Here is a 15,010-nt window from a genome sequence, read left to right as displayed (position 1 = left end):
CCACAAATCTCAAACCACAAATCTCAAATCTCTAATTTTAAAATCCTCGCTCGCGCATACTATCATATCGGTTGTTGATTGGGCGGGATTCTTGGTCTGGGTTTGGCGATCGACATTAGCGGATCGCCGATGGTGGCGACTTTCCAGGGTGGGGATTCGAGCTGACGTGCTGCGATTAAAAAGGGTGCTCCTCGCTTTAGGCGATCGACGATTATTTTAGGTGGAATAAATGCCGATAAAAAAGGTTCGTTGACGCTGCCAATATATGCGTAAGCACCATTCTCTAGCCACCTTCCGGCAACGGTGTTTGTGTCATCTGGCGCTGCTGCTGACCAACTGTGGATCATGTGGATTGCTGCGGGAAATTGTAGTTTTGGTATGTCTTCAACTAAAGCGTCGCCGTTGCCCACTTGGAATGATTTTGGATAGCCTTTGGAATTAATTAATATTAAGTCAAATGTCCACGGTTTTGAGGCTAAACTCCGCCACTTTTCTAGGCTCGATTCGGGTTTCTGCACTAATTCGACATTTAAACCTATGGTTTTTAGTTCGCTAGCTGCTTCCTCCATTTCATATTTTGCCCAATTTCCTTCCTTGGGGTAACTGTCATAAAGCATGGCTGTTTGGCTGTCTAGAAATATGGCACACATGGCTTGATAGATCGATCGTACCTCGGAACCGTAAATCCAGCCGACAGCAGCCCAGCGTTCGTCGTTGGGGTGCCTTCCCAAACCATCGGTAACGGCTAGTTGTTCGTCTGGTTTTTCAGGAGATTGATATTTGACTGCTTGTTGGCGTACAATGGTTATTGTGTCGATCGGGTCTGCGAGTTGAGAATAAAAAAATCCGGTTGATTCGACAGCTTTTGTAACGGCTAGTTGCAGATTTTTCCACTGTGTGTTATTGAGGGTATCATTGGGTTTTCCGAAGTTGCCTTCTAGAAATACTAAAGGTTGGCCGTGAGCGGCTGCTAAGGCAACTGCTGCTGAGCGTGCGGGGTCGTTTTCTGATGTGATTACTACTCCTGGGGGTTCCCAGCCGAGTTGCGTCCATTTTGCTTTTAAGGTTTGAGTATCCGTGGCATTCCAGGCTGCTGCTGTGGCGTTCAGCATTAATTGCTGGAGTTTTTGATTGGTGGGCAATTGCTGTTTGATGCTTGGCAAACGGACTATTTCTTCGGGTTGAAAGCGCTGCAAAAACATGGGCGCATATTTTTTATCTTCGATGAGAATCGGCCAGTTTCCTTTGAGATTCCATTTTTGGATGGCTGCTAAAAATGTGGCTTCGTCGGGTACTAAAACTACGCGGTTGACTGTTGGTATGTTTGATCGGAGGATGGCGGTTCGGAGGCCTGTTTGAATTGGCCAGGGTTCTTGTTTGGCTGAGGCGGGAAGTTGAAAGGGTTTTTTGAAAAGGCGATCGCATCCGACACCGATTGTTGCTAAGCTTACAATAAGGGCGATCGCGAGTAATTTAAATTTTAACTGTTTTTTCATAGGGGCACGGGAAGGAAGGAACTAGGTTATAAATACGAACAATTATCGAAATATTTTTAGGGGCTGCAAGCGGATGTTTAGAGGCGCGGGGCAAAGTAAGATTGTAAGTGCGATCGGGCTGGCAACTTTTAGTATTATTGCCTTAGCAACTACAGGTTTAATAATTTTCGCAGCGAACCGTTCGTCAGTCAAGCATCAAGTCCGGCAATTGCTGACAGCGAGGGAATGTAAAGGTTGCAATCTTTCCGGGGCAAATTTGAGCGAAGTTTTTCTGGAAGGGGTCAATTTAGAAAAAGCCAAGCTGAAAGATGCCAATTTGTGGAGCGCGCATTTGGTAAACGCTAACTTGAAACAGGCAAATTTGGCTGGGGTTTACCTGATAAGCAGCAATTTGGCTGGGGCAAATTTGGAGGGAAGCAATCTAGAAAAGGCGTTTTTAGAGGATGCTTATTTGGGAGGGAGTAATTTGAGAAATGCTAACTTAAGAGGTGCTTTTATGAAAGGTATTTTTCTCGTTAACGCTGATTTGGAAGGGGCGAGTTTGGAGGGTGCTAATCTGTGGATGGCTAATCTGGAAAGTGCTAATTTGAAGGGTGCTAATCTGAGAAATGCTTTGCTGTTGGATACTAATTTGGCAGGGGCGAATTTAAAGGGTGCGGTGATGCCTGATGGTACGCCGCACGAATGAAAGTCAGTGGACAGTTGGCAGTTGATAGTTGTCAGTTGATAGTTGTCAGTTGTCAGTTGTCAGTTGTCATTAATCAGAGCAGAGGGCGATCGCACCTGCAACCTTCATTTCCTGTTATTTGGTGAGGAGATGAAGGAGTGAAGAGGTGCGATCGGCATCCTAAAAGATATTACAATTTTACTGCCCGTGTCCTGGTTTGCAATCTACGAAACCTAATGCCTCTGTGTCGATAAAACTAGCGATCGCCATCTCAATAACGGCTGCGATCGGGTATTCAATTTCAGCAGCACGATCAATTAGAGCAGCTTGAATTAGAAGGGCGATTCCCTACCCTTCAGCGAAGGCACGCGCGTTCAGGATAGCTTCGCTTCACGTACTTGCAACCTTCTTAATTCAAAGAATCAACCAACTCGATCGCCCTGCCGGTGAGAAAAGCCGCTGCGATCGCTCAAATTTAGAGTTTTACTTGTAAGTGTCATTTTGGTTCTGCATCGGATGTATATGGCATTTTAATTACTAAATCTCCTATCATCAGTTCGGCGTCTGTAAAAGCTTGAATTAAATCCTTAACAGAACTTTCACCTTCACGAAATCTAATTGTTTCGGCTTTTAAGTGTCTTTGGGCTTGACGGAATCCATTACCTTTTCGTCCAACACCTGTCGTCTCAAGGATAGCTACCGAAGATGCGCTTAGTCCAGCAAAAATTTTTGTCCTGAAACTTCCTAGTTCGTCGGTAAAGGTAGCAACAATTATTGATGAGAGTACCGAAGTTACTCCTAAAATTACAGAAATAGAGTGCAATATTACGGCCGATCGATGCCATCTATTGGTTTGAGTCTCCATTTTTTCAAGCATTTCTTGTGTCATACACTTAACTATTAATTCAATTGTTGTCGATCGAGAGCAAAGAGCGATCGCACTTGCAACCTTCATTTCTTGTTATTTGATGAGGAGATGAAGAAGTGACGAGGTGCGATCGTCATCCTAATAGCCAGCAGCTTGGCGTACCGCTAGCGATCGAACTGATGGAGCAAATAATGGCGATCAAGGAACTGATTTAGCAAGCTGCAAGTATTCCCAAATATATTCACCGTAGTATTTCCCAGTACCATCTCGAAATCCCTGTTTGAAACCCCTTGGAAAATCCACACTTCCACGATTATAAGCAATAGCAACATATACTTTTTCAGTATCTGTTAAAGCAGTTTTTCCCGAACTATAGGCACGTTTAAGGGCCTCATTGAGTTCTTTAGTACACTTGCTTAAACAATTATCGAAGCTATACCAACGCTTTTGCAGAAAATAGTCAGGGTCTTTCTTGAAAAACTGTAAGTCAAGCTGAAAGATACCAAAGCCATGACAAAACTTATTAGGATAAGAATCTGCTACTTTTTTATAATCTTCGACATGAACACCCAAATCGACTAAAGCTTTGCGGGCAATCTTAAACATTTCATCCCCCTTAGTTACACTCAACAAAGCAGCTTTGTTCTTTGGAAATGCAGAGCGGTTAGGGGTATCCAGAGTATCACCAACGCAAAGTTTCAAAACCTCATCGACAGGTAATTTCTTATAAAGGTTTCCCCAAATATAGTAAGTTTCTTGCAAAGCGATCGCAGTTAGCATATCCAAACTAAAGGGAGTTCCCACAATCGCAGCTTCAATCTTACTTTTAAACTGCTCTTTAAACCAGCCGATCCCTTGAATCCTCTTAGGGGCAACCTCTAAAAATCGACTCGCCACAAATCCTTCTAAACGCTGTCCATCTTTAATAGTTAAAACTTTCCACCATGATTCATCTGCGGCTACACCTATCTTGGAAATCACATGACCTTTAGGTATTGATGTAATTTGATTATTTTCCTCAACCTGAGCTGATGAACGAATATTTAGACTGGTTGCGTTGACAATGTAGAGGTCTGCCATTTTAAACTCCCAAAATATTGTTTAGAGATTGTTTTTTAGAACACCGTAGACACTATTGACTTTTCTCAAAAAGCCATCATTATCCAATGGGTAGGAAGTAATTGATACGGATTGATTCACATTCCCGCCAAGAGTTCGCACTTCAGAATCCTTAACTTCGACAACAATATCGCAGTGACTCTTAAAGCCTCCCCTTGGCAAAGAAGCCATTGAAGTGATATGAACCCCATCTCGTGTACGGCAAACTAAATCACCAAGTTGAGGCTTATGTTCATTAACTTCAAATCCCCAAAAAGGTGCTGTAGTAACATTTGCCTTACGTTTATCTACCGCATCATAAACATAGGTTGAGTGAGCAGATGCAAATTTAAAATCACGATAACCAGCAGCACGAGTGACAAAGGAAATAAATGCTGCTGACCAAGGTTGATCTCGGTCTCGACCGTCGAGATTTAAGTCAATTTTTGACCAATATTCCCCAACATATTTATAGTGAGGATCTTCATACTCTAATTTATTTCCTCGGTCAAATCGAAGCCATTCCTTAACAGCCGCACTGATTAATGCTTCTTTAGCTGCACTGACAGGTTGCCGTAAGAAAGCAGCACTCGCGAAACCTTGAAGTGTCGAACCATTGACAACAGTTTTAACTTCCCAAAACCGATCTGTAGGGTTTCCTTTGATAACTTCAACCTCTTGAGCTAACACTAAAGTGGTGATAATGTTTCCATCTTTAATCTCTGGAGAGCGACGTAAGTTTAGGCTATCCGGTTTAACTTTCATGACTACCATGCTATTTCCTCCTAAGTCTGATTTTGATTGCAATAAAGTTGAGGCTCTTCTAAACTAGACTCTCGCAACAATGGTCAAAACGCTTCTGTTACAATTTGACGAATAATTTCTGTCACAGCTAGGGCAATACTAGAGTCTACTCGAATTGCTTCGGCATTGGTACTCGATCTCTTAGCAGCACGCAATGTTAAAGCAAAAGACCTGAGTTTTGGATCGCTAGATGGCTCGTGTCGATCGATGAATTGGACAAACGCAGTAAGATTAGTAACATTCATTCAAGCTGGAGCTTGCGAATTTCTATTGCGGTGGAGGTGGAATAATATCAATGTGTGCATGATTATCATGCCCTGGTGCAGGGACGCAAAGACCTTCTGTAATCAGGGTCAAGTCATTGAAAAAAATGCGCTTTATTGCATACTTGCTCTGATTTCGGATTGCTTTGAGCATTGCGCGCATTGCGTCTCGATCGAATTGAGAATCTGTAGATACAATCCTTCCTGACTCACCGTCTTTACGGGGTAAGCGGATATCGCAAGATAGTCCAGTTTGATGGGTTGCGTGAACAGGTGTAATACCTCCTCTGGGCTTACTCAGGTCATTCGTTTCAATCAATGCAGCGTTTGGATGGCTAGAAAGATGAGTATTTAGGTAAAGTTGGGCAGCGGTTTGAATCGTTTCAATCATCCAGCTTGTGCCAAAATCATGATTATCGGGTTGCCGCTGGTCATGATTGATAAAGCCTTCAGCAGCAGAACCTTTTGGCATTTCTAACCATTGAGGTGCATTTGCTGCTTCTAGGAATTTAAGAGTGGGACCATTTAAGTCAATCCGACCGTCTCCAACAATAACGGTCTCTCCTTTGATAATTGATTGAAAAAGTTTAATGATGGCAATTGTTTCAGGGTATACTATCGAGTCTCGCGTTACTGGATAACCTAAATCGGCTAATCGATTTTTGACAGCAAGAACATCTTGAGCTTGATTTTTTCCATCTTTTCCTACACTACCATTGAGATTCAAACTTACTGAAAGTGATGGCATAGATTTTCACTCCTACCTTGAATAAATAAGCAGTCGAACTATTAATTGTCCCGTAGTTGTAGTACAAGACTCTTTCCGATCGGCTTATCTCGCACATCTGCGGTTTAACTCTGAACAGTCTGAACAGCTTGTGCTCTGCCTTAACTCAAAGAATAACCAACTCCGATCGCCCTGCCGGTGAGAAAAAGTGACCATCTTTTGTAAACTTGCGTAAATCCTCAATCGATTTGAGATTTGAGATTGTGCAATTAACCTCATCCCCAATCCGGGTTAAATATCCCCCTTATTGCTCAGTCTCGGAAGGGGGAACAAAAGCTTGTGTAGTATCGGTTTCAACCGACAAGGATAAAAGGGATTACCTTCGGGTTAATTCAGTCAATTTGTTTTCTTTCCTGAAAAGGAAGTCGCCGTCATGAAACATAAGTAAATTTACTTAATAGGTCAAAATGGCTATGACGGGACAAGAGGCGATCGCCCTCATCGATAATCTGTTACAATCCGCTAACAAAAAGCACAAACTCAATGACATTCAATCCCTCGTCTTTCTAGAAACTTGGGAAGGACATTCTTATCAAGAAATAGCCGATCGCCACCAATACGAACACGATTATACTAAAAAAGTCGGTTCGCTTTTGTGGCGAAATCTATCTCAAATCACCGGCGAAAAAGTTTCAAAACAAAATCTTCAAGCAGTCTTACGGCGCTACCACCGCAGCAATTCCCCCATCCAGCCCGCTAGCGAAGGAGATAACTGCATCCAAGATTGGGGAGAAGCGATCGATGTTTCCTATTTTTACAACCGCCTGCAAGAATTAGAAACATTAGAAACTTGGATTAGTAGCAATACTACCCGTGCGCTCGGTATTTTTGGACTTGGTGGGATCGGCAAAACTTCTCTGTCTATCAAAATCGCCCAACAACTTCAATCTCAATTTGAATTCGTGATTTGGCGGAGTTTGCAGCAAGCACCAACCTTAGATGCTATCCTCAGCAATATTTTACCGATTTTAACTGGTTCAGAAGCGACAACAAATAACTCTATTTCTGCTCTCATGGAACAGTTGCGACAAAAACGCTGTTTGTTAATTTTCGACAATCTGGAGTCGATTTTACAAGGGGGAAATCGCAGCGGACAATACCAACAAGGATATGAAGATTACCGACAGTTATTTGCCCGCATAGCTGACGAACCCCACCGAAGTTGTCTGATTTTAACCGGCCGAGAACAACCGGGCGGGTTGGCTGTGCGATCGGGCGAAAATTCACCCGTGCGATCGCTCCAACTCTTCGGAGTTTCACCGCCCGTATGCCAGAAAATACTCGCCGATAAAGGATTAAAGGCAACGCTATTGCAGTGTCAAAATATTGTCAACTACTTTGGCGGTAATCCCCTCGCGATCAAACTTGCTGCAACTACGATTAAAAATATTTTTAGCGGTGACATTGACGCATTTTTAGCGCAAGGAAATACTGTTTTTAGCGATTTGTGGGATTTGCTCGATCGCCAGTTCGATCGCTTGTCTCCTGTGCAGCAACAAATTATGTATGGGATTGCAATTAATCAAGAAAGAGCGACTCCTGCGAATTTAAAAGCAGAAATTTTACCCAAAGTTTCGGGCCGACGACTGATGGAAGCATTGGAATCCCTAGCGGAGCGATCGCTCATTTTCGATGAGCGATCTATCAATTATACCGCATCAACCAGTTTAATGCTACAACCTGCGATCGCCGAGTATGTTAGAGAACGATGGCTCGAAAAGTAGCTCTAAGTGGGTCTTTTTAAGGGAAATTTAGGGGGTTCTAGACTGAGGTAAAAACAATACCGAAATCTCAACTGATTCATTGGCGATCGCCAACTACGGGGGCTCTCACATCTTGCACCATTCTCAATACTTGTTTAGGAACAGGCAAGATGCCTGTTCCACAAGAAAACTTACTCTTTGTGGAACGGGCCTCTTGCCCGTTCTTGACAATGGTGCAACATCTGAGGGCGATCGAACTTTTAATAAATTCCGGGAATTAGTTTTTTTACTCGCTGGCGGTATTCTGAATAGTCGGGATATTTCTGTAGCAGCCAAGTTTCTTCGCGGCTGGATTTGATCTCGAAAAATATGAGTAAAATTACCGTGGCTGCTAAGTGAGACAAGCTAAGTTGAAAAAGTGTCCAGCCGAGGGCTGCTAAAATTAAGCCGCTGTATAATGGATGCCGCACTATTCCGTAAATGCCTGTTTGGACTAATTCTCCGTCTTCTCTGGGATATGGTAAAGGTGTGAGGTTTTTTCCTAAGTCTATCAATCCTTTGATGATGAAAATTAATCCGGTTAAGCCGAGAATACTGGCCATAAACCAGATAATATAAAGTAAGTGGGTTGATTGAATTTTGAATCCCGGCGGTTGATAAACTGGCAAGATTGTAAATGCTGTGAGCAATCCTCCTTGAAGCAAAACTAAATATTCGCCGCGGCTGTTATTGCGCCAGCCTTCGCGCGTGAAGCCCCAGTCAGTTAAGATTTTCATAGTAAGAGGAAGGAAGAGGGAAGGCACGACACTGATTTTGACACGGATACACGGATTAATTATCGAAGGTGAAGAATCGGAAGAAGGAAGTGAACTGTAGGTTGGGTAGACCGAAGTAAAAACAACCTACAGTCAACAGTCAACAGTCAACAATTAACAAATTTATTCTCGCCAAGGACGAGTCATTAATTCTAATTGATTGACTTCATCTTGGCTCAAATTCCAGCCTAATGCGCCTGCATTTTCTTGGGCTTGTTTGGCAGTCTTGGCGCCGGGAATGGGGATGACTCCGTTTTGGCATATCAACCAGTTTAGGGCAACTTGGGCGGGAGTTCGATCGCGCTTTCGGCCCATTTTCCGCAGGGTAGACATGACTAATTCAATTTTTTCGATGCCGCTTTTGCTGAAGCGGGAGTCCATTTTGCGGGCTCCTGTAGGTGGTTCTTGGGCTGTGTATTTGCCGGTGAGCAATCCTTGGGCTAAGGGGCTGTATGCTAAAATTGTGACTCCCAATTCGCGGGCTGCACCCACAATTCCTTGTTTTTCTACTTGCCGCGACAGCAAGGAGTAACGGACTTGATTTGTTGCTAGGGGAACGCCTCTGGCTGCTAGGATTTTATGGGCTTGGCGCATCTGTTCTACTGAATAGTTGCTGACTCCTACTGCTTGAATTCTGCCTTGTTTTACTTCATCGGCTAAGGCGTTCATCAGGGTTTCTTGACTGAGTAAAAAAGTGAATGGCCAGTGCACTTGGTAGAGGGCTATTTGTTCTACTTGCAAGCGTTTTAAGCTGGCACTCAAAGCGTCGGAAACTGATTTTCCTGTAATCCGCCAAGGTACGGGGCCGAATTTGGTGGCTATTTGCACGGGTTGGCTGGTTTTTTTGAGAAACTGCCCCAGTAATTCTTCTGACAAGCCGTTACCGTAGACTTCGGCTGTGTCAAAAAAGTTGACTCCGTTGTCAAGGGATGTTTTGAATGCTGCTTCGACTTCGGCGGCGCCGTAGTTGCTGCCGTAGTTCCAAAATAGTTTGTCGCCCCAAGCCCAAGTTCCGACGCACAGGGGAATGACGGCGGGGCCGTTTTGTCCTAGGGTAATGGTTGTCACGGTTGGTAAATCCACAGTTATTGATTCTCTTTATTTTTATATGAATTTATACGAATAATCCCGATCGAGCTTCTAGCCGGGGGAGGAATGGCGGCTGGTGGCGATATCTCAGTTACTATAAGTGCAAATGATGTGTTTATTTGAGTAGTTATGTCGATCGACCGTTTACCAGATTCAAGATTAACAGATTCCGCGACTCCTGCCCAAAAGAGAGTTACCCTGCTGACTATGTTCCGGTTGGGTTTGTTTCAGATGGGATTGGGCATGATGTCGATTTTGACCCTGGGGGTACTCAATCGCGTCATGATTAAGGAGTTGGCGATTCCGGCTACTGTGGTGGCGGGTACGCTGGCTATGCACCAGTTTGTCGCCCCGGCTAGGGTGTGGTTCGGGCAAATGTCTGATGCTAAGCCTTTGTTTGGCCATCACCGCACGGGTTATGTGTGGATGGGCGGGGTTTTGTTTGTGATTTCTGCTTTTTTGGCGGTGCAGGTGATGTGGCGCTTGGGCAGCAGTTTGGAGGCTGTGGGGTGGACTACTCCTACTTACGGTTGGGTGGGTTTGTTGGGTTTGATTTTTGCGCTTTATGGTATTGCTATTTGTTCGAGTTCGACTCCTTTTGCTGCTTTGTTGGTGGATGTTTCGGATGAGGAGGATCGATCGAAGTTAGTGGGTGTGGTGTGGTCGATGCTGATGGTTGGTATTATTATCGGGGCGATTGTTAGCAGCGGTTTGCTGAAGCAAATTGATGGGGATGTGCCGCGGGAAGTGTTGCAGGCTTCGATTAATGGTTTGTTTGTGAAGGTGCCGGCGCTGGTTTTGCTGTTGGTGGGGATTGCAACTTTTGGCGTTGAGAAAAAGTATTCGCGGTACAAGATGCGATCGTCCGCAGTGAATCGAGAAGATAAAATTACTCTGGGAAGTGCGCTGCGGATTTTGACTGCTAGCCGCCAAACCGGTTTGTTTTTTACTTTCCTGCTGATTATGACAATTTGCTTGTTTATGCAGGATGCGGTTTTGGAACCTTACGGCGGGGAAATTTTTAAGATGTCGATTTCGGAAACTACGCAGTTGAATGCTATTTATGGTACTGGTACTCTGATCGGTTTGAGTGCAACTGGTTTTTTAATTGTGCCGCGCATTGGCAAGGAAAATACGATTAGGTTGGGCTGTTTGTCGGTGGCGGCTTGTTTTGTTTTAATTATTTTATCGGGATTCACAGGTAATCCAATTGTGTTTAAGTCGGCTTTAATGTTTTTTGGTTTTGCTTCGGGTATTACTACGACGGGTGCGCTGAGTTTGATGTTGGATTTGACGGCTGCAGAAACTGCTGGGACTTTTATTGGTGCTTGGGGTTTGTCGCAGGCGATGGCGCGGGGTGTGGCGACGATTACTGGCGGTGCTATTTTGGATTTGGGCAGAAGTTTGTTTGGGGTGCCGATGTTGGCTTACGGGTTGGTTTTTGCTGTGCCGGCGGTGGGTATGATTCTGGCTGTTTGGCTGTTGGGTAGGGTGGATGTTCGGGAGTTTCAGGATAATGCTAAAAGTGCGATCGCCACTATTCTTGAAAATGAATTAGACTGATGTGTTGTCAGGAAAGCAGGTGTCAGTTGTCAGTTGGGCTGTGGCAGTTGTTAGTTCCAATAATCAATAACCAATAACCAATAACTAATAACTAATGACTAATTTTTGGGATTCTATTTTAAGTTTTGCACGGGTTACTGTCGAGAAAGTCGGACAGCAGTTGTTGCAAGATTTCGGTTCCGCGCAAGCGGATGAGAAGGATGACGGGAGTTTGGTGACGAAATCGGATAATTGGGCTGATGCGGAAATTAGAAGTGCGATCGCATCTACTTTTCCCAGTCACGGGATTTTAAGTGAGGAGGGCGAACACGTTTTCCCAGATACTGAATGGTGTTGGGTTGTCGATCCTTTGGATGCTACGACTAATTTTGCTAGGGGAATTCCGATTTGGGGTATTTCTTTGGGTTTGTTGTATCGCGGAACCCCGGTTTTTGGCTGCGTGCATTTGCCGCCAATTAATCAGTCTTTTCACGGTTTTTATGCACCTGATTTTGCGGGCGGCGTGTTTGACAATATGCCTCAAGGTGCTTTTTTAAACGGGCAGCAAATTCGGCCGACTGCTGATAAAATGAGCGGCAATCATTTTTTTAATTTGTGTTCGCGGAGTGTGGGAATCGGGCCTCATCTTCCGAGTAAAGTTCGGATGTTGGGCATGGCTAGTTACAATTTTTTGACTGTGGCTTCGGGTGTGGCTATGGGAGGGGTGGAAGCGACTCCCAAAATTTGGGATATTGCGGGGAGTTGGGTAATTGTGAAGGCTGCTGGTGCGGTTTGGTTGCCGCTGGAATCCCCGGCTATTTTTCCGCTGGAAGTGGGGAAGAATTACGGCAGGATTTCTTATCCGACTTTGGTGATGAATCGGCAGGAGTTGGTGTCGGTGTTTTTGCCGTTTGTGGAGGCTTGGAAGAAGAAAAAAATGGGGTGATACTATTTGAGATTTTCGATTTTAGATTTTCGATTAAGGAATTACTAATTCCCAAAGGGTTTGAATATAATCTACAGTTTCATTCTTTTTGCGAACTGGTATCATTGGCGATCGCACAAATCGCTCAATTATCAAATAAAACTGCAAGGCAGGCGTAACGGAGGAGTCTCCCACGCCTGCCGTGCTGTTTGGAAGAAATATACCGACCGATGACCGATGGTTCAAGTATGCCTACTGTTGTCTATTTCTGCCAATCTGCGATCGGGTGGTTTTGTTTTACGTCGATCGGGTGATGCGGTTTCGGTACAATTTGTGGTAATGTTTTCACGAGCTATTATCTCTCGGAAATAAAATTATACCCGTTTTCAAGTAGAGGCACAAGGGTAAATAGATTTACTGCGGTGTGGGAAAAAGTAGATGAGTGGTATCTTGGCTATGCCGAAGAGTTAGCCTGTGAGAAGATACAAGAATAAACCTGGGAAGAAACTCGGAAAAGTCTGCGGTTGGCGATCGCACTAATCTCCATAGCACAATTCTCGCATCCGATTTGCTGACAGCGGCAGTCCCAATTCTACCAGCGTTCCCAAATACTCGTCAGGCGTTTTTGGCGGATTTTTGAGCCTGATTCTTTGTTTCTCGGCTGCTTTGCATACACCTTCAAACTTTAAGTTGAGAAAGCGCAGGATAAAGTCATCTGGGTGCAGCGGTTCAATGTTATATTGTTTGAGATTCTCAGTAGGAAAATCCCTGAGATTGAAAGTAACGATAAAATCCGCGCGAGAATGAATTGCTGCTGCTAGAACGTGCCGATCGCCCGGATCTGGAAGTTCCAACTCTGGTATAATTGGCTCGTAGCCAGTCACCACACAATTTTTAATGCTTGCATTCATCAGATTTTTGGTTCTGGCAAGCTGTTCTAATGTGAGATTTGGATTGTTCTGAAGCACGTTTCTCATCCACTCGCCGTGAATCTCTTCTGTCCACCTCGGCTCAAACACATCACCAACTGCTAATTCCATCAAAAAATCGCGGAGTGCGGCTGAATACAAAACATTAGCATCGCAGACAACTTTTACAATTTCCATGAGTTAGTCGTACAAACCGAGTGCTTCTGATTCTGCGACAAGTTCGTCAAGTATTTTACTTCTTTTGTCATAATCCTGCTTTTTATATTTCATTACATCTTCATAACGTATCCGGCGACAGGTACTTACCATTTTGTAAGGAATTTCGCCAGAATCTAGTAACTGCCACACATACTCGCGGGAGACATTGAGTATGGCCTCAACCTGCCAGATATCGAGTTCCTCAGTAATTGGAATCAGCTTGACAGTATTGCCGCTGCTTGTCTGTTGCAAAATCGCTAATAGCAGTGGCAATGCTGCGGCAGGTATGTCAATTGTCTTTCCCTCTTTTTCGTTTAATATCAATTTGAGGGATTCGCCAGACGGATGATTTTGCAAGTGCGATTCTAAAGCGCGGCTGCTGGTTTTGGCAACCGCTGCTTCTGCTGCTGTCGGTAAAGCAGGTGCTGAGTCTGGATCTCCGGTGAATGTCATGTTAATTTGGGGGTGAGAATAACAGGCAATCAATTATAATTGTAGCAATTTGAGAATGCGATCGCCAAAATCGAGCAAGGAGGTTAACCTGTGGCATACAGCGACTTTACAACTTTAGCGAAAGTTAGAGAATCTTTTAATTTAACCGTAGAAGAACCTTTAGATTTGTTTAGTGATATCCCAGAGGTACAGCCAAGTTCCTATTTGCAAACTACTTTAACTGAAAACCTGTCTTTAGCTACTGCAATTAATACAGAAAAGGCTCGCGCTGAATTAATTATTGCTCCAATATTATTGGAAGTCAGGCGGCAATTTAATTTTCAAGTTGGTTTTTTCTCTGGTTCAGAATTCAATGTAGATATAGAAGCGGGCTTAAACGGGTATTGCGATTATATTCTCACTGCATCGAAGGATTCCTATGAAATTCGCGCCCCCGTAATTACTCTCACAGAGGCTAAGAATGAAAGTATTAAATCCGGTTTAGGCCAGTGTATTGCAGAAATGGTAGCCGCCCAATTATTTAATCAGCGCAGCGGAGAGCAAATTGAAAGCATTTATGGGGCTGTTACTACGGGTACTGATTGGAAGTTTCTTAAATTGAGTAACAGCACAATTTTCATTGACAAGCGAGACTTTTTTGTTAATGAAATTAGTCGGATTTTGGGCATTTTAACAATGCCGTTTCAAGGCTTTTATTCTATGAATCGCACTTGATGCAGCCAGCAAAATAACAGATACTAAGATAGGGACACAACATTGCTGTGTCCCTACTGCAAAATGAATTTATTGCTTCAGGCGATTAATTTCGACAGCACATTAGACAACTTAGCACCTAGATTCTCAACAGCGTCCTGCTGTTTGGGATCTTTCATCGTACCGTCAGCATTAAATGCTTCAAAAGCTTGGGGAACTGCTTTCTGATCCGGGAGTACCAATACGTTAATATTCCCCAGGATCGATCGCAAATGAACCAATCCCCGCAAACCGCCCATTCCGCCTGGAGAAGCACTCATAATTACCGCTACTTTGCCAGTAAATGCCACCAATCCCGGTTCACCCGGTGCTGGGCGCGATACCCAATCGATCGCATTTTTCAACACAGGCGTAATTGAACTGTTATACTCAGGGGAAGCTATCAAAAAGCCGTCATGCGCTACCATTAATTCCTTCAATTTACGGGCATTTTCTGGCATTCCCTCTTTTGCTTCCAAATCTTCGTCAAATAGCGGCAGCGGCAAATCGCGCAAATCTACATAAGTAACTTCTGCACCCGCCGCAGTAGCCCCAGCCGCCGCAACTTTTACCAGCAGTTTGTTATATGATCCTTCGCGGGTACTTCCGGCAAATGCGAGAATTTTTGGTCTGTTTGTCAT

The 15,010-nt window shown here is 44.0% G+C and carries 16 protein-coding genes; 5 read left to right on the top strand and 11 right to left on the bottom strand.

All coding sequences use genetic code 11. The annotated features are described in order from the left end of the window. Nucleotides 1-62: 62 nt before the first annotated feature. Nucleotides 63-1,496 (bottom strand): hypothetical protein, encoded by a 1,434-nt coding sequence (locus QUB39_RS08075; RefSeq protein WP_333055501.1) that lies wholly within the window; start codon nucleotides 1,494-1,496, stop codon nucleotides 63-65. 73 nt (nucleotides 1,497-1,569) lie between these two features. On the opposite strand from QUB39_RS08075, the gene QUB39_RS08070 reads away from it, so the two are divergent. Continuing rightward, entirely contained in the window at nucleotides 1,570-2,184 is a 615-nt protein-coding gene (locus tag QUB39_RS08070) for a pentapeptide repeat-containing protein (protein WP_333208089.1), read from the top strand. Nucleotides 2,185-2,659: 475 nt separating this feature from the next. On the opposite strand, the gene QUB39_RS08065 is transcribed toward QUB39_RS08070, so the two are convergent. The 5 genes from QUB39_RS08065 to QUB39_RS08045 form a co-directional block, all read right to left on the bottom strand. Continuing rightward, the gene (locus QUB39_RS08065; protein ID WP_333208088.1) at nucleotides 2,660-3,118 is read right to left on the bottom strand and encodes a hypothetical protein; all 459 of its coding nucleotides are present in this window, start codon (nucleotides 3,116-3,118) and stop codon (nucleotides 2,660-2,662) included. Between the two features lie 111 nt (nucleotides 3,119-3,229). After that, complete coding sequence (locus QUB39_RS08060) at nucleotides 3,230-4,111, bottom strand: SH3 domain-containing protein (protein ID WP_333208087.1); 882 nt, start codon at nucleotides 4,109-4,111, stop codon at nucleotides 3,230-3,232. Nucleotides 4,112-4,132: 21 nt separating this feature from the next. After that, the gene (locus QUB39_RS08055) at nucleotides 4,133-4,903 is read right to left on the bottom strand and encodes a DUF2272 domain-containing protein (protein ID WP_333208085.1); all 771 of its coding nucleotides are present in this window, start codon (nucleotides 4,901-4,903) and stop codon (nucleotides 4,133-4,135) included. Nucleotides 4,904-4,977: 74 nt separating this feature from the next. After that, complete coding sequence (locus QUB39_RS08050) at nucleotides 4,978-5,178, bottom strand: hypothetical protein (protein ID WP_333208084.1); 201 nt, start codon at nucleotides 5,176-5,178, stop codon at nucleotides 4,978-4,980. A gap of 22 nt (nucleotides 5,179-5,200) precedes the next feature. Continuing rightward, entirely contained in the window at nucleotides 5,201-5,944 is a 744-nt protein-coding gene (locus QUB39_RS08045) for a hypothetical protein (protein WP_333208083.1), read from the bottom strand. A 452-nt stretch (nucleotides 5,945-6,396) separates the two neighbouring features. Here QUB39_RS08045 and QUB39_RS08040 point away from each other — a divergent pair, with 452 nt between their 5' ends. Further along, the gene (locus tag QUB39_RS08040; protein WP_333208082.1) at nucleotides 6,397-7,707 is read left to right on the top strand and encodes an NB-ARC domain-containing protein; all 1,311 of its coding nucleotides are present in this window, start codon (nucleotides 6,397-6,399) and stop codon (nucleotides 7,705-7,707) included. A 239-nt stretch (nucleotides 7,708-7,946) separates the two neighbouring features. Here the strand turns inward: QUB39_RS08040 and QUB39_RS08035 are convergent, their stop codons facing one another. Both QUB39_RS08035 and QUB39_RS08030 read right to left on the bottom strand, forming a co-directional pair. Beyond that, on the bottom strand, nucleotides 7,947-8,462 hold the full coding sequence (locus QUB39_RS08035; RefSeq protein ID WP_333208080.1) for an isoprenylcysteine carboxylmethyltransferase family protein: 516 nt from the start codon (nucleotides 8,460-8,462) through the stop codon (nucleotides 7,947-7,949). A gap of 162 nt (nucleotides 8,463-8,624) precedes the next feature. Next, nucleotides 8,625-9,569, bottom strand: coding sequence for an aldo/keto reductase (locus tag QUB39_RS08030; protein ID WP_333208184.1), 945 nt, complete (start codon nucleotides 9,567-9,569; stop codon nucleotides 8,625-8,627). A 150-nt stretch (nucleotides 9,570-9,719) separates the two neighbouring features. Here QUB39_RS08030 and QUB39_RS08025 point away from each other — a divergent pair, with 150 nt between their 5' ends. Together QUB39_RS08025 and QUB39_RS08020 are read left to right on the top strand one after the other, a co-directional pair. Continuing rightward, nucleotides 9,720-11,153 carry a BCD family MFS transporter gene (locus QUB39_RS08025; protein WP_333208078.1) on the top strand — a complete coding sequence of 478 codons (1,434 nt, stop codon included), beginning with the start codon at nucleotides 9,720-9,722 and terminating at the stop codon, nucleotides 11,151-11,153. A 94-nt stretch (nucleotides 11,154-11,247) separates the two neighbouring features. Further along, nucleotides 11,248-12,078: an inositol monophosphatase family protein gene (locus QUB39_RS08020; protein WP_333055514.1), complete on the top strand. Its 831-nt coding sequence runs from the start codon at nucleotides 11,248-11,250 to the stop codon at nucleotides 12,076-12,078. 515 nt (nucleotides 12,079-12,593) lie between these two features. Here the strand turns inward: QUB39_RS08020 and QUB39_RS08015 are convergent. Further along, on the bottom strand, nucleotides 12,594-13,163 hold the full coding sequence (locus QUB39_RS08015; protein ID WP_333055516.1) for a PIN domain-containing protein: 570 nt from the start codon (nucleotides 13,161-13,163) through the stop codon (nucleotides 12,594-12,596). 3 nt (nucleotides 13,164-13,166) lie between these two features. After that, nucleotides 13,167-13,637: an excisionase family DNA-binding protein gene (locus tag QUB39_RS08010; protein WP_333055517.1), complete on the bottom strand. Its 471-nt coding sequence runs from the start codon at nucleotides 13,635-13,637 to the stop codon at nucleotides 13,167-13,169. Between the two features lie 90 nt (nucleotides 13,638-13,727). Here QUB39_RS08010 and QUB39_RS08005 point away from each other — a divergent pair, with 90 nt between their 5' ends. Beyond that, nucleotides 13,728-14,351 (top strand): hypothetical protein, encoded by a 624-nt coding sequence (locus QUB39_RS08005; protein ID WP_333055518.1) that lies wholly within the window; start codon nucleotides 13,728-13,730, stop codon nucleotides 14,349-14,351. A 77-nt stretch (nucleotides 14,352-14,428) separates the two neighbouring features. Here QUB39_RS08005 and QUB39_RS08000 read toward each other — a convergent pair whose 3' ends face one another. Continuing rightward, the gene (locus QUB39_RS08000) at nucleotides 14,429-15,010 is read right to left on the bottom strand and encodes an NAD(P)H-dependent oxidoreductase (protein ID WP_333055519.1); all 582 of its coding nucleotides are present in this window, start codon (nucleotides 15,008-15,010) and stop codon (nucleotides 14,429-14,431) included.

The sequence above is a fragment of the Microcoleus sp. AT8-B5 genome (genome assembly GCF_036705565.1).
Lineage (GTDB): Bacteria > Cyanobacteriota > Cyanobacteriia > Cyanobacteriales > Microcoleaceae > Microcoleus.
This window is presented reverse-complemented; position numbering and strand designations above follow the sequence as displayed.